The organism is Pseudomonas sp. FA-1 (assembly GCF_056856075.1).
In genome coordinates this window covers 307,458-328,121 of the sequence record NZ_JBWXTH010000006.1, presented here as the reverse complement: position 1 = coordinate 328,121, position 20,664 = coordinate 307,458, and the positions used below count along the sequence as shown (strand labels likewise).

At 65.0% G+C, this 20,664-nt stretch carries 12 protein-coding genes; 7 read left to right on the top strand and 5 right to left on the bottom strand.

What is annotated here, in order from left to right; genetic code table 11:
* The 3 genes from AC1MHZ_RS13985 to AC1MHZ_RS13975 form a co-directional block, all read right to left on the bottom strand.
* The coding region (locus AC1MHZ_RS13985; protein WP_482966506.1) for a hypothetical protein at window positions 1-329 on the bottom strand (329 nt) is incomplete at its 3' end.
* Window positions 326-5,440, bottom strand: coding sequence for a SpvB/TcaC N-terminal domain-containing protein (locus AC1MHZ_RS13980; protein ID WP_482966505.1), 5,115 nt, complete (start codon window positions 5,438-5,440; stop codon window positions 326-328). The genes AC1MHZ_RS13985 and AC1MHZ_RS13980, both read right to left, overlap by 4 nt.
* A complete protein-coding gene (locus AC1MHZ_RS13975) occupies window positions 5,440-9,816 on the bottom strand; it encodes a SpvB/TcaC N-terminal domain-containing protein (protein WP_482966504.1) in 4,377 nt (1,458 codons plus the stop codon). Before AC1MHZ_RS13975 ends, AC1MHZ_RS13980 begins: the two co-directional genes overlap by 1 nt.
* 407 nt (window positions 9,817-10,223) lie before the next feature.
* Between AC1MHZ_RS13975 and AC1MHZ_RS13970 the strand changes: the two genes are divergently transcribed.
* The 5 genes from AC1MHZ_RS13970 to AC1MHZ_RS13950 all read left to right on the top strand — a co-directional run bounded on the left by AC1MHZ_RS13970 (window position 10,224) and on the right by AC1MHZ_RS13950 (window position 16,134).
* Window positions 10,224-10,541 (top strand): DUF2388 domain-containing protein, encoded by a 318-nt coding sequence (locus AC1MHZ_RS13970; protein WP_482966503.1) that lies wholly within the window; start codon window positions 10,224-10,226, stop codon window positions 10,539-10,541.
* 252 nt (window positions 10,542-10,793) lie between these two features.
* Entirely contained in the window at window positions 10,794-11,849 is a 1,056-nt protein-coding gene (locus AC1MHZ_RS13965; protein WP_416768093.1) for a GlxA family transcriptional regulator, read from the top strand.
* 92 nt (window positions 11,850-11,941) lie between these two features.
* Window positions 11,942-13,144, top strand: a complete 1,203-nt coding sequence (locus tag AC1MHZ_RS13960) for an NAD(P)/FAD-dependent oxidoreductase (RefSeq protein ID WP_084857991.1) — start codon at window positions 11,942-11,944, stop codon at window positions 13,142-13,144.
* 270 nt (window positions 13,145-13,414) lie between these two features.
* Window positions 13,415-14,251: a glutathione-dependent disulfide-bond oxidoreductase gene (gene yghU / locus AC1MHZ_RS13955; protein ID WP_084857990.1), complete on the top strand. Its 837-nt coding sequence runs from the start codon at window positions 13,415-13,417 to the stop codon at window positions 14,249-14,251.
* 179 nt (window positions 14,252-14,430) lie between these two features.
* Complete coding sequence (locus AC1MHZ_RS13950) at window positions 14,431-16,134, top strand: amidase (RefSeq protein ID WP_084857989.1); 1,704 nt, start codon at window positions 14,431-14,433, stop codon at window positions 16,132-16,134.
* 183 nt (window positions 16,135-16,317) lie between these two features.
* On the opposite strand, the gene AC1MHZ_RS13945 is transcribed toward AC1MHZ_RS13950, so the two are convergent.
* Window positions 16,318-16,488: a KGG domain-containing protein gene (locus tag AC1MHZ_RS13945; protein WP_084857988.1), complete on the bottom strand. Its 171-nt coding sequence runs from the start codon at window positions 16,486-16,488 to the stop codon at window positions 16,318-16,320.
* A gap of 416 nt (window positions 16,489-16,904) precedes the next feature.
* On the opposite strand from AC1MHZ_RS13945, the gene nspC reads away from it, so the two are divergent.
* Both nspC and AC1MHZ_RS13935 read left to right on the top strand, forming a co-directional pair.
* Window positions 16,905-18,002: a carboxynorspermidine decarboxylase gene (nspC, locus tag AC1MHZ_RS13940; protein WP_084857987.1), complete on the top strand. Its 1,098-nt coding sequence runs from the start codon at window positions 16,905-16,907 to the stop codon at window positions 18,000-18,002.
* A gap of 33 nt (window positions 18,003-18,035) precedes the next feature.
* The gene (locus tag AC1MHZ_RS13935) at window positions 18,036-19,280 is read left to right on the top strand and encodes a saccharopine dehydrogenase family protein (protein ID WP_482966502.1); all 1,245 of its coding nucleotides are present in this window, start codon (window positions 18,036-18,038) and stop codon (window positions 19,278-19,280) included.
* A gap of 220 nt (window positions 19,281-19,500) precedes the next feature.
* Here AC1MHZ_RS13935 and AC1MHZ_RS13930 read toward each other — a convergent pair whose 3' ends face one another.
* Entirely contained in the window at window positions 19,501-20,547 is a 1,047-nt protein-coding gene (locus tag AC1MHZ_RS13930; RefSeq protein ID WP_465002122.1) for a class I SAM-dependent methyltransferase, read from the bottom strand.
* Window positions 20,548-20,664 lie beyond the last annotated feature (117 nt).

Sequence of the window (20,664 nt, the reverse complement as noted above, 5' to 3'; positions counted from 1 at the left end):
CCCTGGGCATTGCGCGACCACAAGGGCCGGCCTGCCACGTCGGGCAGCGTGAAGGCGGCATCGCCATCGGCGGTATGTAGGCACAGCGGTTGACCGGCCAACCCTGAAACGGTGACCGCATCGGCATTGCCGGTGGCGGTATTGTTCAAGGCGCGGGCACCGAACAGCCGCGTGGTGCGGCTGAACGGGTGGACTACCGTGCGGCTGACCAACAGGCGCGCCGGTGCCTCGGGGGCCGAGGGGGTGCGTAAAAAGGCCAAGGCCCGAAAGGGCGCAGCCACCGCCGGAGTGGCTGCATGCATGGCGACGGTTCCATTCGCCTGGTTCATGGCACCTCTCCTGTTGCCTGACACGCCAACACCTCTGCCGCGGTATCGTTTTCATCTTCCGCTACCGTGAACCACGGGAAGGCCTGCGCCCGACGCTCGTACCCAGCCGCCGTCATCACCTTGAACTCGCGCCCCAACGCATCGTAGAAGTGCGTATCGGCATAGATACCGTCCCCGCTGACCAGACGCCAGTCATCGAGATAATAGGCGTGCCACGCCCGTACCGTGTTGCCCTTGTTGTCGTACTCGGCCCGGCCGGTCACGGCCCAGCGGATCGCCGCGTGCTTGACGATGGGCTTACCATCGGCACCGGTTTCCAAGGCGCCCTCGGCAGTGCGCACGAACGCTTCGCCCGGCGCGTTCAGCATGGCTGTCTGCAGTACCTGCCCACCACCGTGCATGATCACTTGCACACGTACTTGTTGCTGGGGATCGTCGTCGTAACGATCGGTCTGGACTCGAATGACATGGGGAGGCGTCCGTGCGGCCATGACGTCCGGTGCGGTGATCGCATCCCGTCTCAGGCACGCATCCTGCCGGGCCCGGGCCAAGCTGCCGCAGCGTTGCCCTGTGAGCTGGCCGTCGGCCGTGACCGCCAGGGGCATCCAGCTGTCGATGACGGTGGTGAAGGCTTCATGAACCGGTACCCCCTTGGCAGTATTCAACGCCAGGGCCTGCTCCACGGTGGCGGGCGGCGTGAACGGTTTGTCACGGGACGTCGAATAGCCAACGCTGACCGCTTCGCTCGCCCCGGCCGGGGTTTCGCTGCCATGAAAACGGGTGTGCTGTACGCGCCCCAGTGCATCCAGGGTGGCTTCGCTGGTATTACCGTTGGCGTCCGTGACCTGCACAGGGCTCAGGAAGCGCCAATCCAGGGCCGTCACCTGGGACGTGAAGCTCGAGCCATCGGTCGCGCCAACGACCGACAGAAGGTGCGGTGAATACGTCAAGGCAATCTGGGGAACCTGTTCATTTTCACGTACGCCCTTGGCCACCCAGAACATCGACTGGTCGTGGTACGCGGTGATGTTCTGCAAACCGCCCCAGACGTCCTTGACCTGCGGTTCGAACGGTACGGCCAGAGGCTTGTAGCCACCGCGTTGAAGCAGGTCTGCCAGGCTTTCTGATTGCACAGGTTGACCAAGGGTGTCCCTTAGGGTGGCCAAGGCTTGGTGATGCTCCTGGCCCGTGGCCAGTGCGCCGGACACTACCTGCCAATACAGTAGATCTGGCGTGATGGCGGGGTCGATGAGCGCCTGTTTCAGCGCTGCAAGGGCCTCATCATCACCAGGGTGTTGGTCAGCATAGGCCTGCACCGCCGAACACAGTTGAGTTCGTGGGACGCCGCCGCTAGCGCCGTGGGTACCCAAGGCTGCCCACAGAACGTCGGTCTCGATGGATCGCCGCCCACTGCTTTGGCCCTTCAGTGCCTCTTGCATGGCTTGCAGGGCCGCCTGGTACAGGCTGCCGCCCCCTGCCGATACCTGCTCCTGATGCACGGCGAATGCCATGAAGAGCTCAAAGAACACGTCCGGCGTCATGTGCACCTGAACACGTTCACGCAAGCGGCGCAATACCGCCGGGTCGATCACGCCGCCGGTATCGTTCAGGCAGGCATCGACCAGATCTGCCAAGGTCTGGTCGAAGTTCGGCCGTAGTACCTGCAGGGATATCTCATCCAACAAGGCGGTTTCGGTCCAGGCGACCAGGCCCTGGCGCGTGGGTATGTCCAGTTGTTCGTTGCCAGCGATCCCGCGCCATTGGGTTTTCGTATAGCCGGAAAACACCAGGGAACCAGGCTCTGCCAACAGATCAGCCATCGCCAGATTGTCGGCAGTGAAACCTCCCTCAGGGAGTGGGCGGTTCTTGCGCGCCTCGGGATTACCGTCCGGGTGGGTGGTGCCCCACCAGACCAGATCGGAGCGAGCGTCCTGCCCGAGCCCCACGACAAAGTCGTGGCCTGCCGTCAGGTGGTGTACACGGTTGCGGGTCAGCGTGACCCAGCAATCGTATTGCTGAGTGTCAGCGGTTTCCTTGATCACGCCGCCAGGCAGGGTCTTGGGATAGATGTCACGTGCGCGTTCTTCGGCCTCGACCTGGGCGGGCGTCAATTGCCGTGGGTAGCTGATGCTCACGCTATCGAGCGGCACCCCATAGGCGTCCAGCTGCAATACGATGGTCTGGGTCACCAGAGGATCGACCGCGATGCGCTCGCAGGCCAGCGACAAGGTTTCCAGCACAGTCACCTGGGTAACCGGATTGTTGCGGTCGGGCTTGCCATCCCGGCCGAGGCTGTCGCAGGCGCGGACCTGCAGGCGCTGCCTGGAGATGCTGTAGGGGGTCGCCGCTGCCGGGTGATCGTCCTCGCCGTACACCTCGGTGCGCATCACCTGGCCACGCACGGCCCGATACAGTTTCCGTCGCCGCTCGGCATTCGCCCCGGGCTCCTCGGGCTTGTCCGAACCCTCTTGCCAGGCGGTGAAGCGGATCTGGCCTTTGTTGAAGGCCTTGTCGATGTCTTCCCGAGCGTGCTCCAAAGGCTTGCTGTCGACCGCCTCGTTGCCGGTATAGAACCAGGTGCAGGTGCGCACGGGAGGGGACTCCACAGCAGCACGGGTCGCGGCATTGGCCTCGCTACGGCTGTTGCGATCGGTCTGCACGACACAGCGAAAGCCCGCGAATTCACGCTCGCTGCCATCCCATACGCCCCCCAGGTAACGGGTTTCGCTGCCCAGCGTCAGCCCAGTGATTTCATTGATCTGGGTGACCGTGCGAACCGTGTGCACCGGAAACGGGAGACAACTGACGGCGGCTTGCCCGCTCGCCTGCAAAGCCGCCTTTTCATCCAGCCAGCCCTGGGCCGAGCTACGATACGCCAGTTCGGTACGGCCACCGATATTGTCGACGACTGTGGTCAGCAGCCAGGGACGCGTGGCACTGAAATTCAGCACCCAGCTGCGCGGCATCATGTGCGGGACCGTCAACACCAGGCTGCCCATCCCCAGGCCTTGCACGTCTGCCACCTGCAAGCGCCAGGTGGCATCCGGCGTGACACCGGCAGGCGGTGGGATCACGCCTTTGTAGCGAAGCGCATTACCGCTCTGGTTGGCGAACACATGGATACCTTTTTGGCCGATCACCAGCAGGTCCGCAACGCCTGTGCCATCCGTATCGGCGAGGTAGATCCGTTCAGGGTCGAAGGCCAGGGCACTGCCGTCCTTGGCCCTGAGCAACTGCAACGAAAAGCCTGGCAACGACAGCGGGTTGCCGAAACGGCCATGCCCAAGCGATGGCCAGGCGGTGACGCCGTCGGCGGTGATTTCCACCAGGTCCGAAAGCCCTCCCCCGGTGATGTCACTGATCGCGACCATACGGGTACCATCGCCACTCGGGTAAGGCAATGAACGGCCTGGGTGGGCTACGGTCCTGTCAGGTTCCCACCCCTTCGGCCCGGCGGAGGGCCACAGGCGCACACTGGCAGGGCCGATCATCACCAGGTCGGTCAAGCCCGTGCCGGTCAGGTCGGCCTGCAGCGCTGCCGGGTGATCGAACTCTGCCGGAAAACGTGCGAAAGGCTTGAAACCACCCCAGCGCCCGTTCGGTTGCAAGGTGAAACTGCCCCGCATCCCGTGCACCGCTATTATCAGCTCGGGTTGGCCATTGCCCTCTAGGTCGGTCAATTGTGCCCTGCCGCCAAAGGGCAGCCGATGCAAGGGGGTCGCCGCAGCCCAGGTCACCCGGTCGTCGAGGGGAGCGTCGAAAAGCCCGGCATAGCCGGGCGCCATCTTGGACGCAGCGCCTTCGCCATCCCGAACCGGCGCCCGGTACCACCAGGCACCATCATCCTGGTAAAGCAACCCTGGGATACCCTCGCCGTAGAGGTCGGCCATTTGCCAGGACGAGTGGTTGAAGCCGTCCAGCGCAGGCACGTGTTGCCAGTGCGTCGCATCGGGTAATTCCTCAGGAGGCTCGGACAAAGCGAACTCCACCGGCGGCATGGACACCACCGTGCCATCGGCCTCGTATGCCAGTATCTGGGCGGCGCACAGTTGGGTGAGCAACGTGGACGATGCATAGCTAAGGTGAAGGCGCGATACCAGCTGCGCCGTCGCATCCTGGGAGGCGTCATCGGCCATCATCGCCGTGCGGTGCCAAAGCAGGATGTCGTGACACAGCCGGCGGGTGCGGACCTCGAAGCCGTAGCGGCGCAGCGACAGCGCATCTTCCCGGGCGGGCCAGGCCGACGTGGTGACCAGCGGCGGCGGCTGGTCAGTCGATGTACCGCGCTCGCCATAGTCGAACACCAGCAACGCCAGCCATTCGTTTTCCCAAGCATCGCCCGGGCCCATGCCAGGCCGCAGGAAATGCAGCGCCGGCGTGCGGTTCATCCAGTACAGGGTATCGGGGTACAGGCCGGCCACGTGCGGATGGTCGGCAAGCTCCTGTGCCGAGCATTGCTCGTTGTCTTCCTGACGCCAACGCCAAAGAATGTGCTCGCCTCGTGCCGTTACTGTCTCCTCGATATGCCACTCGGCCACACGCGAGGGGTCCTGTGGGTCGGCCAGCCTGGCATCGGCCGACCAACCGTACAGGGCCAGGCCGCCGTCGGGCGTGAAGTCGATCCAGAACGTGCGGCTCACCGCGCCGTCCGTACCAACCTCCTGCCAACATTCGATACGCGAATTCAAGCCCGAGAAGCGGTCCAGATAACGGGTAACGGTGTAGGTACCACTGTCGGTATCGGCAAAGGGAAGGCGCGTTTCGGTACGCACGGCCTCCTGGGCACGCAGCAGTTCATCGCCACGGGGCCCGTTCAGGCGGTCGGTGCCATCGTAACGGGGAACACCGTGTTGCGTACGCAGCCGGATGGCCGGTAAGGAAAGCTGCCAGCCCATCCCGTACACACCATTGCCGCCACCGTTGCTGTAGGCCAGCGCCAGTTCGGGCGCCAGGCCACGGGCCGGCGCTGCCGACACGGGCAGTGGAATGTGCCAACTGGCACCACCGTCCGGCCCGCCCACCGACAACGCCCCAGAGCTGCCGCCAAGGGTGCCACCGCCCTTGGGCAGGGATGGTGGTGTGAAAAAAGGGGTTTCTTGGTTCTCATTCATCATGCTTCTCGCTCTCGCAGTACATCATGGGCGGTGTCGTTTTCATCCTCGGCCACCGTGAACCACGGATAGAACTGCGTGCGCCGCTCCCAACCCGCCGCGGTGATCACCCTGTACACACGCCCCAGGGCGTCATACAGGTGGGTGTCGGCATAAACGCCCTCGCGGGCGCTGTCGTCGTAGACCGGGCGCCAGTCATCGAGGTAGAACGGCAGCCAGGTGCGAACGGGTTGCCCTTTGTTGTCGTATTCGGTCTTGCCAGTCACGGCCCAGCGCACCAAAGCGTGCCTGGTCACAGCCTTGCCGTCGGTGCCCGCCTCGAGCCCGCCCTCGGGCGTGCGCACCAGGGCATCACCTGGCGGGTGCAGGACGGCGGTCTGCAACAGGTTGCCGCTGCCGTCGCTGTAGGTGACGTTCAGGCGCACCTGCTGCTGCGGATCTCCGTCGTAGCGATCGGTCTGCAGGCTGCAGATGTGCGGGGGCACGCGCCCCTTGGCCAGGTCCACCTGCCCGAGCTTGTACGCCCTTGCCAAGCGTCGCAGCGCAAGCTCCCCGATGCGGGAGGCCAAGGGATGGCCCTGCCGGTCGCGCGCCAGCGGCATCCAGCTATCGGCCACCACGCGATGGGCAGTCGCCACGGGCACATCGCCGCCCTTGAGCGCAAGCATGCCTTCGACCGTTTCCGGCACCACAAAAGCGCGCCCACTGCAATAGCCGGTCATGATGCCTTGCTCGGTGCCATGGAAACGCGTCTGCGATACCCGGCCCAGGGCATCGACGACCACTTCCCGTACGTTGTCGTTCGGGTCGGTCAGCGATGTCGGTGTCAAGAAGCGCCAGTCGTAGCGCAAGGCGGTCTGCAGGCCGGCTGCGTCGGTCACCTTCGCCACCTGCAAGGCGTGGGGGGTCCACTCGATCAGCGTTTCGCCCACCAGCTCGCTTTCCCGTACGCCAGCCAGCCGATAGAAACCGGCGGCGCCGAGATAACGGGCCAGGCCATGGCGGCCGGTGTGCACACGCAGGCCATCCTCAGGCAGCGCAACGGCGTGATAACCGGCTTGTTCCAACATCCGCACCAACGCCTCGTCCGACATCAGGCTCTTGAACACCTCTACACAGGCTTCGTCCAGCATGGCGGTTTCGGTATAGGCAGCCAGGGCCTGGCGTATCGGTACAACGCTGGGGTTGCCCGCCTCGTCACACCACTGGGTACGGACATGGCTCGCCAGCGTGGCGTCGCCCAGGTCATCGAGAGGTCCCCCTGCCGACGACAGGCTTTCGATGCTGAAACCGCCCTGCGGTACCTGGCTTGGCGTCAGTTGCAGGACATCCGTGCGGGTCGATTCCACCAGGCCGACCACATGGCTATGGCCGGCGTCGAGGTTGTGCAGCCGGTTGCGCGTCAAGGTCAGCCAGGTGGGCTGCTGCTGAGGGGTGCGCGCGGCCAGTTCCAGGCCTTCAGGGAGGGTATCCGGATAGGGCGACGGCGTGGGCGCAGGCCTACGCGGGTAACGCACCTCCACGGCACGCACCACATTGCCGTAGCGGTCCTGTTCGAGCACGACCGACTGGGAGACCACCGGGTCCTGCACGATGCGCTCGGTAGCGAAGGTCAGGGTTTCCACCGGCGTGACCAGCGCCGCAGGCCTGCCGGCATCCGCGGTCTCGTACATACGCACCTGCCAGCGCTGGCGGGTGATACTGTAAGGCTGCGAGGCCAATGCGCTGCCATCGAGGCCATAGGTTTCGGTGCGCACCGGCCTGCCCTTCAGGGCTCGCAGCAACCAACGACGTACCTCGCCTTCAAGCTCGACAGGCTCATCCTGGCCACCGGCATCCAGACGGGTGATACGCAATGGGTTGAGCGTAAAGTCGCCCTCCACCGAGCCTTGCCCTGCAAAAGCGCCTTCCTGGACGCCGTCATACGCTTCGATGCCGCTCAAGAACCAGCTATGCACCTGTGCGGCCGGCGAGCGCTGCACGCCGGTACCTTGGGCATCGCTCAGGGTGTCGGTCTGGATCAACCGGGCAAAACCACGGAACTCGCGCTCGACACCATCCCAGATACCCTGCAGGTATCGCATGCCGCTGACAGTACGCAAACCGCTAATGTCATCGATCGCCGTGACCCGGCTGAGGATGTGCACAGGGAACGGCAGGCGGCAGACCGCAGGTTTGCCCTGGGCCTTGAGCGCCGCCTTCTCATCCAGCCAGCCCTGGGCCGAACTGCGGTAGTGGAACAGGGTGCGGCTCCCGGTATTGGTGCACACTTCGGCAAGCAGCCACGGCCGGCTGTCGTTGAACCGATACGTCCAGGTGCGCGGTGCCATATGCGGCACGGTCAGCACCAGCTCGGCCGTACCCTGGCCACGCAGGTCGGTCACCTGCAGCAGGCAGGTGTCGTCGAGGATGACGCCTGCCGGTGCCGGCACGGACGGCCCTTCCACGAAGCGATTGCCCGACTCACTGATGAATACACGGATACGGTCTGGTGTTACATAGAGGATGTCAGTGGTGCCGCTACCGTCGGTGTCCCCCAGGAATACCCGCGACGCGACGAAATCGTTCACTGCGAAGCCTGGCACACGCACCGGCTCACCGAACCGGCCGTGGCCGAGGGATGGCCAATAGGTCACGCCCTGGCCGGTGATCTCCAGCAGATGCTGCTGGCCACTGCCTGCCGGGTCGGCGAATGCCACCAGGCGGTGCTCGCCGCCTTGTATGGGCAACGGCGTATCCCCGTCATAGCCTGTTTCGCTCCCTGCGCGCCAGCCCGCACTCGCGGCGCTGGCCCACAGGCGCACACTCCGCGGCCCGATCATGACCACATCCTGCAAGCCGCCCCCGGTCAGGTCGGCCAGTTGCGCAGAGGGGTGCAGTAGCTCTGTGGGCATGGCCTGCAGCGCGATGAAGCTGCCCCAGTGGCCGTCGGGCGACAGGGTGAAGCTGCCTTGCAGCCCAGGCTGGGTGACCAGCCATTCGGGGCGGCCATCGCCGTTCAGGTCGGTCAGCGATCCGCCGGCCAACGAAGGGGTCAAGGGCAATACCTGCGGCTCTCCCCAGGTCACCGTATCGGTAGTGGGTTCCCCCTTGCGCTCCGGTGCCCGGTATCGCCAGGCGCCGCCGTCCTGATACAACAGCCCGGGCACCCCTTCCCCGTACAAGTCGGCCATCTGCCAATGGGGCGGGCTGAAGCCATCGAGCTCCGGCAGTGCCTCCCATTGCGGCGCCTCGCGCCCTGGGCGGCTCAGTTCGAACTCCACCGGTGGCAGCGCCAGCGGCGTGCCGTCGGGCTCGTAGGCGACCTGCCGGGCCGCCACCAGCAGGGTCGCTATGGCGGACGGTTCATAGCTCAGGTGCAGTCGGGAAACCAACGTGGGGGTCGGGTCGCTTTCCCCAGCCATCATCCGTGTGCGATGCCACAGCAGTACGTCGTGGCACAGACGACGGATCCGGTTATTGAACCCCCAACGCCAGAACGAAAGGCAATCCTCACGCACCGGCCATTGCGCCGTGCTTGCGAATGGCGGCGGCGTGTCCAGGTCGGTGCCGCGTTCGCCATAGTCCAGTAGCATCACGCGCATGAAATCGTCGGCACGAAAGGCCTGCTCCGGCACCAGCAGCGCGGACGCAGGCGTGGCGTTCATGGCATAGACGCCCGTGAGGTACTGACTCGCGACCTTCGGGTGGGCAATTCGCTCGTCTTCGTTGCAGCCGACGGCATCTTCACCGCGGTAGGTGTACACCACATGCTCGCCTTTGGCGGTCACGGTTTCCTCGGCGTACCAGCCGGCCACCCGCGCCGGATCGTGCGGGTCGCTCAAGCGGGCGCTGGCCGACCAGCCGAACAGCGTGATGCTGCCATCGGCGTGGTAGTTGAGCCAGAAGCCGGGGGACTCGGGAGCCGCCTGCGCGCGCCAATGCTCCAGGCGCTCATCCCGCCCACCACTGCGCGATACCCAGTTGGTCACGATGTGTGGCGCCGTTTTAGCAGAAAACGGCAGGGTCGCCTCAACCCGCGGCGCGCCCTTGGCGCGCAGGATTTCTTCGCCGTCCGGCCCCGCCAGGCGGTCGTCTTCGTTGTAACGAGGGATACCGAAACGGCTCATGCGGAACACGGCGGGTGGCGAGCAACTCCAGCCGGCACCAAAGGCATCGTTGCCCCCGCTGGAGCTGTAGCCCAGCGTCAGCTGCGGTGACAGTTCACGCCCGATAGGCAGTGGCAACGGCAGGGACCAACCCGCCGCACCATCGGCGTTGCCGACGGACAACATCCCGCCACCTGCGGAAACGGTACCGCCCCCCTTGGGCAGCGCGGGTGGGGTGAACAGGGGTTCACGGCTCGTCCCTAAGGGAGCGGCAGGTGTATCGGACATGATCTGACTCCGTGTCGGCCCTCCCGGTTGCCCTGGGAAGGTGAGGAAATGGAAGAAGCATCGGGCGTTGGCACCCAGGGTGATCAGCGCCACCTAGGTGCAGGGTGATGCCGCATTGGTGAGGGTTATCGATACGAAAAATCTTATGCAGGTACGCCCGGGCGATGAACTCGCAGGGCTGCGAGCTAGACAAGCCGCACAGGCCTGGACAACCTGGACAACCCCTTTCCTGATCCGTCCCGGCCGTTGTATTGGCGCGGCCACCGGCGGTGCGCCAATGATGAAAACAACAGGTTCACCCATGATGCGGCGGGGGCGGCTGCAGTCGGCCCACGGAACTCCCAGACACCTTCGCCGCTCTTAACAACATGCGGTAAATCCCTTGGGCTTCATCTGGAGGTCTCGCCATGCGCCACTTACTGCTCGTCCCTTCGCTGTTGCTCCTGCTGCCTGCAGGCGCAGCCCTGGCCCGTGTGGATGCGGGCGATGTCGCCACGTCGGCGGGGATCTCCGCCTCGCTGTACTCAACCTTCAAGGACGACAAACGGATCATTCCCGCACGGGATGAACTGTCTGCCTTCATCGCCAGCGGTTGCGCCATCCGGGGTGCCTATGTAGAGTCGGCACTGGAACAGGCCCGCAAGGCCAACCCAGGCCTGCAGGTCAGCGACGAGGAACTCGCCAAGGCCCTGCTTTCCCAGGACCAGCCGCTGACCGATAACTGACCCTAATGGGGCTGCTTCGCAGCCCATCGCGACGCAGGGCCACTCCGACCTCTGTGTGTACGGCCTTGCGTCGCGATTGGCCGGCCCTGCCACCGCGGTTGTATGGCAAGGGCTTCGCCCTTGATCGCGGGACAAGCCCGCTCCTGCAAAGACCCCGCAAAATCAAAGCGTTGTGCGTTTTTCCAGAGGAGCTGCCTTCGCCGCTTCATGCTGTGTAACATGGGCACATTCGTCCCCCTTGCGATGTGCACCATGACCCATCCCGCCACTGTGCCCGACGCCTTGCCGCCCTCGGTGGACCGCCCTCACCGGGTGGTATTTCTCGCCTACCCGCAAATGGGCCTGCTTGACCTCACGGGTGCGCAAACCGTGTTCTGGGCCGCAGGCAAGGCACGTGCCGAGCGAGGCCTGCCCGGTTATGAAATGCACACCGCCAGCCTCGATGGCAGCCTGGTCGCCACCGCCGAAGGCCTGGCGGTGGGCACCGAGCTGCTGGAGCCTTTGTTGCACAGCACGATCGACACCCTGGTGGTGCCCGGAGCGCCGGAAATCGTCCGTACCCTGCCTGAACATGCCGAGCTGGTCGGCTGGCTGCGCCTGGCTGCCGCGCGCGCCCAACGCACCGCTTCGGTGTGCAGCGGCACCTTTCTGCTGGCCGCCGCGGGGTTGCTCGACGGCCGCCGCGCAGCCACCCACTGGGCCATGTGCGAGGCCCTGCGCCGGCGCTTCCCCGAGGTCGAGGTGGACGCTGAGTCGATCTTCGTGCAACAGGGCCAGGTCTGGACCTCGGCAGGCGTCAGCGCCGGCATCGACCTGGCCCTGGCCCTGGTGGAACTCGACTGTGGCCGCGAGGTGGCCATGCAGGTGGCGCGGGAACTGGTGGTCTTTCTCAAGCGCCCCGGCGGTCAGGCCCAGTTCAGCGAACTGCTCAAGGCCCAAGGCGAGGACAATGGCGCCTTCGAAGCCTTGCACCTGTGGCTCAACGACCATCTGGGCGACCCGCAGCTGACCGTCGAACGCCTGGCCGAACAGGCACGCATGAGCCTGCGCAACTTCACCCGGGTGTACAAGCACAAGACCGGCCGCACCCCGGCCAAGGCCATCGAAGTGTTTCGCCTGGAGGCAGCGCGCCGCCTGCTGGAGAACACCGCCCAGCAGGTCGAGCAGATCGCCCGCCAGTGCGGCTTCGGCTCGGAGGAGCGCATGCGCCTGGCCTTCCAGCGCCACCTGGCGGTGACGCCGCGCGACTACCGTGCACGCTTCGCCCGTAGCGTGCCCTTGGCCGAAATCCAGGGATCTTTGGCCTAGGGCCGGCCACCCGCTGCGCTTAGCATCGTTGTTTCCAAGGCGCCAAGACGATGGGCGCCAGGCCTTCCCTTGCAATCGCCAGGAGCACAACGATGAAACAGATCCTGATCATAGGCGCAGGCTTCGCCGGCCTGTGGAGCGCCCTGGGCGCGGCGCGCCAGCTAGACCTGCACGACCGCGACGACGTCCAGATCACCGTACTCGCGCCCCAGGCCGAGCTGCATATCCGCCCGCGCTTCTACGAGCCCGATGTCCATAACATGGCCGCGCCACTGCAAGCCTTGTTCGATGCGGTCGATGTGCGCTTCGTCAAGGGGACCGCCTACCGGATCGACGAGGCCTCGCGCAGCGTGGCCTACCGCGAACCATCCGGGCGCGAGGCACACCTTGGCTACGACCGCCTGATCATGGCCTGTGGCAGCCAGCTCAACCGCCCTGACCTCGCAGGCTTCGAGCATGCCTTCGATGTGGACAAGATCGAGTCGGCTGTGCGCCTGGAGGAACACCTCAAGTCGCTGGCCGCCCTGCCCGAGAGCCCCGCACGCAACACCGTGGTGGTGGCCGGTGGCGGCTTCACCGGCATCGAGACGGCCACCGAACTGCCCGGACGCCTGCGGGCGATCCTTGGGCCGCAGGCAGGCCTGCGTATCGTGGTGGTCGACCGCGGCGCGAGGGTCGGCGCAGCATTGGGCGAAGGCATCCGACCTGCGATCGAACAGGCCTCCCAGGCATTGGGCGTGGAGTGGATCTGCGGCGCTACCGTCGCGTCGGTGGATGGCGAGGGTGTGGTGCTGGACAACGGCCAGCGCATCGCCGCCAAAACCGTGATCTGGACCGTGGGCTTCAAGGCCAACCCGCTCACCGCGCAGATCCATGGCGAGCGCGACCATCAGGGCCGCCTGCATGTGGACGGCAACCTCAAGGTCAAGGGCAACGATGCGGTGTACGCAGCCGGCGACGTGGCCTTCGCCGCCTGCGACGAAGTCGGCAACCATGCGGTGATGTCCTGCCAGCACGCCATCCCCTTGGGGCGCTACGCAGGCAACAACGCCGCCGCCGAGCTGATCGGTGTGGCGCCGATGACCTATAGCCAGCCCAAGTACGTCACCTGCCTGGACCTCGGCGCCTGGGGGGCGGTGTACACCGAGGGGTGGGAGCGCAGGGTCTCGCCACCGACAGACAAGGCCGAGGCGAAGCAGCTCAAGGCGCAGATCAACTCCGTATGGATCTACCCGCCGGCCGCGGATCGAGCCAGTGCGTTGGCAGCGGCGGACCCGCTGATCCCGGTTGCCTGAGCGCCTTGACGAGCCGATCCGTGTGGCACCCACAGAGATTTCGCAAGTCTTGAGAGCGGCGCAATATCGGTAGGAACTGGCGACGGCCTGCGATGGGCTGCAAAGCAGCCCCAAGCCCTCAAACGGTGGAGCCCTCCAGACTCAAGGGGCCGCTTTGCGGCCCATCGCAGGCTCCGCCACACACAGCATTTGCCCTTCGCGCCGAACCCATGGCATAGATGCAGGTCCACGTTCTACGTGACTGCTTCGAGCCTTCAGGAGATCCCGCGCATGAGCAAGCCCTACGTTCCACCCAAGGTCTGGACCCACGAAGCGCCATCCGGCGGCCAGTTCGCCAGCATCAACCGCCCGGTCGCCGGCCCGACCCACGACCAGGCGCTGCCGGTGGGCAAGCAGCCGTTGCAGCTTTACTCCCTGGCCACACCCAACGGCGTCAAGGTGACCATCCTGCTCGAAGAGCTGCTGGCCCTCGGGCACGCCGGGGCCGAGTATGACGCCTGGCTGATTCGCATCGGCGAGGGCGACCAGTTTTCCAGCGGCTTCGTCCAGGTCAACCCCAACTCCAAGATCCCCGCCCTGCTCGACCGCAGCGTCGAGCCGCCGGTGAGGGTGTTCGAGTCCGGCTCGATCCTGCTGTACCTGGCCGAGAAGTTCGGTGCCTTCCTGCCCAGTGCCGGCGCTGCGCGTACCGAGTGCCTGAACTGGCTGTTCTGGCAGATGGGTTCGGCGCCCTACCTGGGCGGCGGCTTTGGCCATTTCTATGTGTACGCGCCGGAAAAGTTCGAATACGCCATCAACCGCTTCACCATGGAAGCCAAGCGCCAGCTCGATGTGCTCGACCGTCGCCTGGCCGAAAGCACCTACCTGGGAGGGGCTGAATACAGCATCGCCGATATCGCCGTGTGGCCCTGGTACGGCCAGCTGGTGCTCGGCAACCTGTATGGCGCGGCAGAGTTCCTGGCGGTGCATGAGTACCGGCATGTGCTGCGCTGGGCCGAGGCGATCGGCCAACGACCGGCGGTACAACGTGGCACCCGGGTCAATCGGACCTGGGGTGACGAGGCCAGTCAGGTGCCGGAGCGGCATTCGGCAGCGGACCTGGGCTGAGTGCACAAGGGCCGCTCTGCGGCCCCGACACTACCCGCCCCACATGCACCAACGCACACTTCTCCGGCGCCGACACTGCCGCCATGCAAATAACCATTGCCACGGTGCATGCCTGCGCCGGGCCTGGGCTTCTTGCTACACTCGCGCCACGAGTTTCCACCTGCACAACTGGTGACAGCATGATCGAGGTAACCGAGGTTTCCATTGCCGAGCTGCGCGATGCGCTCGAGACCGGCCGCACGACGGCGGTCGAGCTGGTCAAGGCCTATCTGGCCCGCATCGACGCCTATGACGGAGCCGACACCGCCACTGCCCTGAACGCCGTGGTGGTGCGCAACCCTGACGCACTCAAGGAGGCCGAAGCCTCCGACGCCCGCCGGGCACAGGGCAAGACCCTCGGCCCGCTGGATGGCATCCCCTACACCGCCAAGGACAGCTACCTGGTCAAAGGCCTGACTGCCGCATCCGGCAGCCCGGCATTCAAAGACCTGGTCGCCCAGCGTGACGCCTTTACCATCGAGCGCCTGCGCGCCGCCGGGGCCATCTGCCTGGGCAAGACCAACATGCCGCCAATGGCCAACGGCGGCATGCAGCGTGGCGTCTACGGCCGCGCCGAAAGCCCGTACAACGCTGCCTACCTGACCGCACCGTTCGCCTCCGGCTCGTCCAACGGTGCCGGCACTGCCACCGCGGCCAGCTACGCGGCCTTCGGCCTGGCCGAGGAAACCTGGTCCAGCGGGCGCGGCCCGGCATCGAACAACGGTCTGTGCGCCTATACCCCTTCGCGCGGCGTGATCTCGGTGCGCGGCAACTGGCCGTTGACCCCGACCATGGACGTCGTGGTGCCCTATGCCCGTACAATGGCCGACCTGCTGGAAATCCTCGACGTGGTCGTGGCCGACGATGCCGACAAGCGTGGCGACCTGTGGCGCCTGCAACCCTGGGTACCGATCCCGGCTGCCTCGACCGTACGCCCTGCTTCCTACCTGGACCTGGCAGTCGATGCCAACGCACTCAAAGGCAAGCGTTTCGGCGTACCCAAGATGTACATCAACGCCGACCCCGAGGCCGGCACCTCGGAAAAACCCGGTATCGGCGGCCCCACCGGCCAGCGCATCCACACCCGGGCCAGCGTCATCGACCTGTGGCAGCAGGCCCGCCGGGCCCTCGAGGCGGCGGGCGCCGAAGTGGTCGAGGTGGACTTCCCGCTGGTGTCCAACTGCGAGGGTGACCGCCCTGGCGCCCCAACCGTGTACAACCGCGGTATCGTTTCCAAGGAATTCCTGCATGATGAGCTGTGGGAGTTGTCTGGCTGGGCCTTCGATGACTTCCTGCGCGCCAACGATGACCCGAAGCTCAACCGCCTGGCCGATGTCGATGGCCCACAGATCTTCCCCCACGACCCGGGCACCCTGCCCAACCGCGAAGACGACCTGGCGGCGGGCATGGACGAGTACGTCAACATGGCCAAGCGCGGCCTGAAGACCTGGGACCAGATCGAAACCCTGCCCGATGGGCTGCGCGGCCTGGAGAAGACCCGCAAGCTCGACCTCGAGGACTGGATGGACAACCTTGGCCTCGATGCAGTGCTGTTCCCCACCGTCGCCGACGTGGGCCCGGCCGATGCCGATGTCAACCCCGCCTCGGCGGACATCGCCTGGAGCAACGGTATCTGGGTCGCCAACGGCAACCTGGCCATTCGTCACCTGGGCGTGCCGACCGTGACCGTGCCCATGGGCATCATGGCGGATATCGGCATGCCGGTCGGCCTGACCTTCGCCGGTCGCGCCTACAGCGACAACGACCTGCTGCGCTTCGGCGCTGCGTTCGAGTCCACCGGTTCGCGGCGCAGGGTACCGCCGCGTACACCGCCGCTGGGTTGATCGAAACACAGGGCCGCACTGCACGCTTCATCGCCGGCAAGCCGGCTCCCACCTGTCCTGCGTTATTTTCAGAGCCTGTGGGAGCCGGCGATAGCCGGAGCAAGCAACTCAAGAACATTGCATCCCCACCAGGCCCGCGCTGCCCTCACAAGCCGTGCGGTACTGGGGCGGTGTTCCGGTCTGTCAGCCCTCGCCACGCCGCGGGGTACCCCCGTGGCTGTGCTGGCCTCCGACCCGGGCCTTCTCGGCCCGATCGGTCTTCACATCCTGCTTGGTGCTGCCCTTGCGGCCAGCCTCGCTGACTTTCTGTGGATCGTCGGCGAAGCCATGGCCAGCGTCGCGGTGCTTGCTCATGGAAACTCTCCTGATCGATTGGATTGCCTCATGTTCGAGCTCGCGCGATGCCGTGGGGTCCATTGCCTCGACCGACGGTCGTGGGCACAGAGGCAGTTCTCAGCACACCGCCCAGGCACCGTCCAGGCGCGCCCCCTGAACCGTCAGAAGCACAGTACCCATTAGACCCAGGAACCTGTCGGCACGGATGCCCTGGCCAGTTTGGCGAATATCGCAATGGTCACATTGCGCTGTTCAAATGGGCTTGGCGCCGGACGAGGAGCGCTGCTCGAAGGGTGCCCACGCCGAACGGCTGGCACAGGGCGGATAAATGCGTTGGCAAGTCGGACGAAATGCGCCTTCCACCCTTTCGATATAGGCTAAGTGAAGGCACAATGCGTGTCCTTTTTTTGGCCGGCCTGGCCGGGGGCCTTTAAATGATCAAGACGCCGTACTACCTCATCGACAAACAGAAGCTGCTGGGCAACATGCAGAAGATTGCCTACGTGCGCGAACAGTCCGGGGCCAAGGCCCTGCTGGCACTCAAGTGCTTCGCCACCTGGTCGGTGTTCGACCTGATGCAGCAATACATGGATGGCACCACGTCGTCCTCGCTCTACGAGCTCAAGCTCGGTCGCCAGAAGTTCGCCGGCGAGACCCACGCCTACAGCGTGGCCTGGGCCGACGATGAAATCGAGGAGATGCTCGAGAACTGCGACAAGATCATCTTCAACTCCATCGGCCAGCTGCAGCGCTTCGCCGAGCAGTCCGAAGGCAAGGTCCGCGGCCTGCGTGTCAACCCGCAGGTGAGCAGCTCCGACTACCTGCTGGCCGACCCTGCGCGCCCGTTCAGCCGTCTGGGCGAATGGGACCCTGAGAAGATCGAGAAGGTGATCGAACAGATCTCCGGCTTCATGTTCCACAACAACTGCGAGAACGGCGATTTCGGCCTGTTCGACAAGATGCTCTCGCACATCGAGGAGCGCTTCGGCCACCTGCTGCACAAGGTCGAGTGGGTCAGCCTGGGTGGCGGCATCCACTTCACCGGCGAAGACTATGCCCTGGATGCGTTCTGCGCACGCCTGAAGGCCTTCTCCGAAAAGTACGGCGTGCAGGTGTACCTGGAGCCAGGCGAAGCGGCGATCACCCAGAGCGCCTCGCTGGAAGTCACCGTACTCGACACCCTGTACAACGGTAAGCACCTGGCCGTGGTGGACAGTTCCATCGAAGCGCACATGCTCGACCTGCTGATCTACCGCCTGAACGCCAAGATGGCGCCCAACGATGGCGAGCACACTTACATGGTCTGCGGCAAGTCGTGCCTGGCTGGCGATATCTTCGGCGAATACCAGTTCGACAAGCCGCTGGCCATCGGTGACCGACTGTCGTTCGTCGATGCGGCAGGCTATACCATGGTCAAGAAAAACTGGTTCAACGGTCTGAAGATGCCGGCCATCGTGGTCAAGCAGCTCGACGGCAGCGTCGAGGTGGTGCGCGAATTCGGTTTCGAAGACTACGTTTCCAGCCTGTCCTGAGGCAGGCCCTTTAAGTAAGGAGCAACAGGTAAATTGAAGAAGAACGTTCTTATCATTGGTGCAGGAGGTGTCGCCAAGGTGGTGGCCCACAAGTGTGCGCAGCATAACGACGAGCTCGGTCGTATTGCCATTGCGTCACGGAACATCTCCAAATGCCAGGCCATCATCGACAGCGTCAAGGCCAAGGGTAGCCTGAAGGTACCCACCGACATCCAAGCCTTTGCGCTCAATGCCCTCGATGTCGAGGCGACCAAGGCACTGATCCGCGAGACCGAATCGCAGATCGTGATCAACGTTGGCTCCGCCTTCCTCAACATGTCGGTGCTGCGTGCCTGCATCGACACCGGTGCCGCCTACCTGGACACCGCGATCCACGAAGAACCAGGCAAGATCTGCGAAACGCCGCCCTGGTACGGCAACTACGAGTGGAAACACCTCGAAGAGTGCCAACAGAAGAACATTACCGCCATTCTCGGCGTCGGTTTCGACCCGGGTGTGGTGAACAGCTACGCCAAGCTTGCGCAGCAACAGTATTTCGACCGCATTGACTCGATCGACATCCTCGACGTCAATGCCGGCTCCCATGGCAAGTATTTCGCCACCAACTTCGACCCGGAAATCAACTTCCGCGAATTCACCGGGCAAGTCTGGAGCTGGCAGAACAGCCAATGGACCAGCAACAAAATGTTCGAGGTCAAGCGCACCGACGACCTGCCGGTCGTGGGCTCGCAGAACCTCTACCTGACCGGCCACGACGAAGTGCATTCGCTGTCGAAGAACCTCGACGTGCCGAACATCCGCTTCTGGATGAGCTTCGGCGAGCACTACATCAATGTGTTCACCGTGCTGAAGAACCTGGGCCTGCTCTCCGAGCAGCCGGTCAAGACCGCCGAAGGCCTGGAAGTGGTACCACTGAAGGTCGTCAAGGCCGTCCTGCCCGACCCGTCCTCGCTGGCTCCGGGCTACACCGGCAAGACCTGCATCGGTGACCTGGTCAAAGGCACCAAGGATGGCCAACCGCGCGAAGTGTTCATCTACAACGTGGCCGACCACGAAGAAGCCTTCGCCGAGACCGACAGCCAGGGCATTTCCTACACTGCCGGCGTACCGCCGGTGGCCGCGGCCCTGCTGGTCGCCCGTGGCGAGTGGGATGCCAAGCGCATGGTCAACGTCGAGGAACTGCCGGCCGAGCCGTTCCTCAAGGCGCTGGACGTGATGGGCCTGCCGACCCGCGTGAAAGACGAAAAAGGCGACCGTCCCTGGGACGCGCAAGCCTAAGCAGCAAACGGAAGGGGCGCCAGATGGCGCCCCTTCTGCTTTCAGGTCCGGTTTATTCGCAGATCCTGTTATCCCCGCTGTACCGGTGGGAGCGGGCTTGTCCCGCGATCAAGGGCGAAGCCCTTGCCAAGCGCCGGTGATATCAGGCCCGCCCCAATCGCGGGACAAGCCCGCTCCCACAGAGGGCGGCGCTCGCCAATCGTGAGCACCACGGATCCTGCTACTTGCGCGCCTCCAGGATCAGGTTGAACGGCGTTTGCGTCGCGCGCCGGAACCGGCTGAACCCCGCCTCCTCGAACACCGCCCGCAAGCGCGACTCCCCGGCCTGCGCCCCCAGGCCCAGCCCTACCTCCTGGGACAACGAATTCGGCGTGCAGATGAACGTCGAGGCCGCATAGAACAACCGCCCCACCGGGTTGAGGTTGCCCTCCAGCGAGTCCTCGGCATAGGGCTCGACCAACATCACCGTGCCGTCGTCCTTGAGCGCCTGGTAGGCGTGTCGCGCCGCGCCCACCGGATCGCCCATGTCGTGCAAGCAGTCGAAGAAGCACACCAGGTCATGGTCATGCCCCGGATAGTCCTTGGCCGACGCCTGCTCGAAACGCACCTGGCTGGCCACGCCGGCCTGTTCAGCGCGTTGACCGGCAATGACGATCGAAGGTCCATGGTAGTCGTAGCCGACGAAGCGCGAGGCAGGAAACGCCTGGGCCATGACGATGGTCGAGGCACCATGGCCGCAACCGACATCCGCCACCTTGGCCCCCGCCTCCAACTTGGCGGTGACGCCCTCGAGCGCCGGTAGCCAGTCGGCCACCAGAAACGTGCGGTAACCCGGGCGGAAGAACCGCTCGGTGCCGCTGAACATGCATGGATGATGGTCGCCCCAGGCCAGGCCGCCATCGCCGCGCATGGCCGCCACCAGCTTGTCCTTGTCGTGGAACAGGGCCGCCACCACCGCTGCGCCGCCCGCCATGTAGGCCGGGGACTCCTCGATGGCCAAGGCCATGGCCTGCTCCTCGGGCAGGCTGAACGCACCGTCCTGGTGGACCATGTAGCCCGCCGCGACCTGAGCGCTCAGCCATTCGCGCAACAACCGCGGATGACAGCCGGTGCGCTGCGCCAATACATCGGGTGTGACCGGCTGGCTGTCGGCCATGGCCCGGTACAGGCCCAGTTCGTCCCCCAGGATGACATTGGCCAGGCTCGCCGCGGCGCCCATGTCGCCCACCAGCTTGCCCATGAATTCATGAAGCCGTGCCTCGTCCATGACCTGCCCTCCTCTGCAAGAAGGCCACCGTCGGCGACGTCCGGTCCGGGGGGCGGTGGTCGGATGGATAGGATGATAAGGGCCTTGGCGAGGCCCGGGCTTTAAGTGTAGACGAGC

Coding starts and splice junctions, on each gene's coding strand:
- AC1MHZ_RS13980 (WP_482966505.1), bottom strand. CDS start 5,440: ATGAATGAGAACCAAGAAACCCCTTTTTTCACACCACCATCCCTGCCC.
- AC1MHZ_RS13975 (WP_482966504.1), bottom strand. CDS start 9,816: ATGTCCGATACACCTGCCGCTCCCTTAGGGACGAGCCGTGAACCCCTG.
- AC1MHZ_RS13970 (WP_482966503.1), top strand. CDS start 10,224: ATGCGCCACTTACTGCTCGTCCCTTCGCTGTTGCTCCTGCTGCCTGCA.
- AC1MHZ_RS13965 (WP_416768093.1), top strand. CDS start 10,794: ATGACCCATCCCGCCACTGTGCCCGACGCCTTGCCGCCCTCGGTGGAC.
- AC1MHZ_RS13960 (WP_084857991.1), top strand. CDS start 11,942: ATGAAACAGATCCTGATCATAGGCGCAGGCTTCGCCGGCCTGTGGAGC.
- yghU (WP_084857990.1), top strand. CDS start 13,415: ATGAGCAAGCCCTACGTTCCACCCAAGGTCTGGACCCACGAAGCGCCA.
- AC1MHZ_RS13950 (WP_084857989.1), top strand. CDS start 14,431: ATGATCGAGGTAACCGAGGTTTCCATTGCCGAGCTGCGCGATGCGCTC.
- AC1MHZ_RS13945 (WP_084857988.1), bottom strand. CDS start 16,488: ATGAGCAAGCACCGCGACGCTGGCCATGGCTTCGCCGACGATCCACAG.
- nspC (WP_084857987.1), top strand. CDS start 16,905: ATGATCAAGACGCCGTACTACCTCATCGACAAACAGAAGCTGCTGGGC.
- AC1MHZ_RS13930 (WP_465002122.1), bottom strand. CDS start 20,547: ATGGACGAGGCACGGCTTCATGAATTCATGGGCAAGCTGGTGGGCGAC.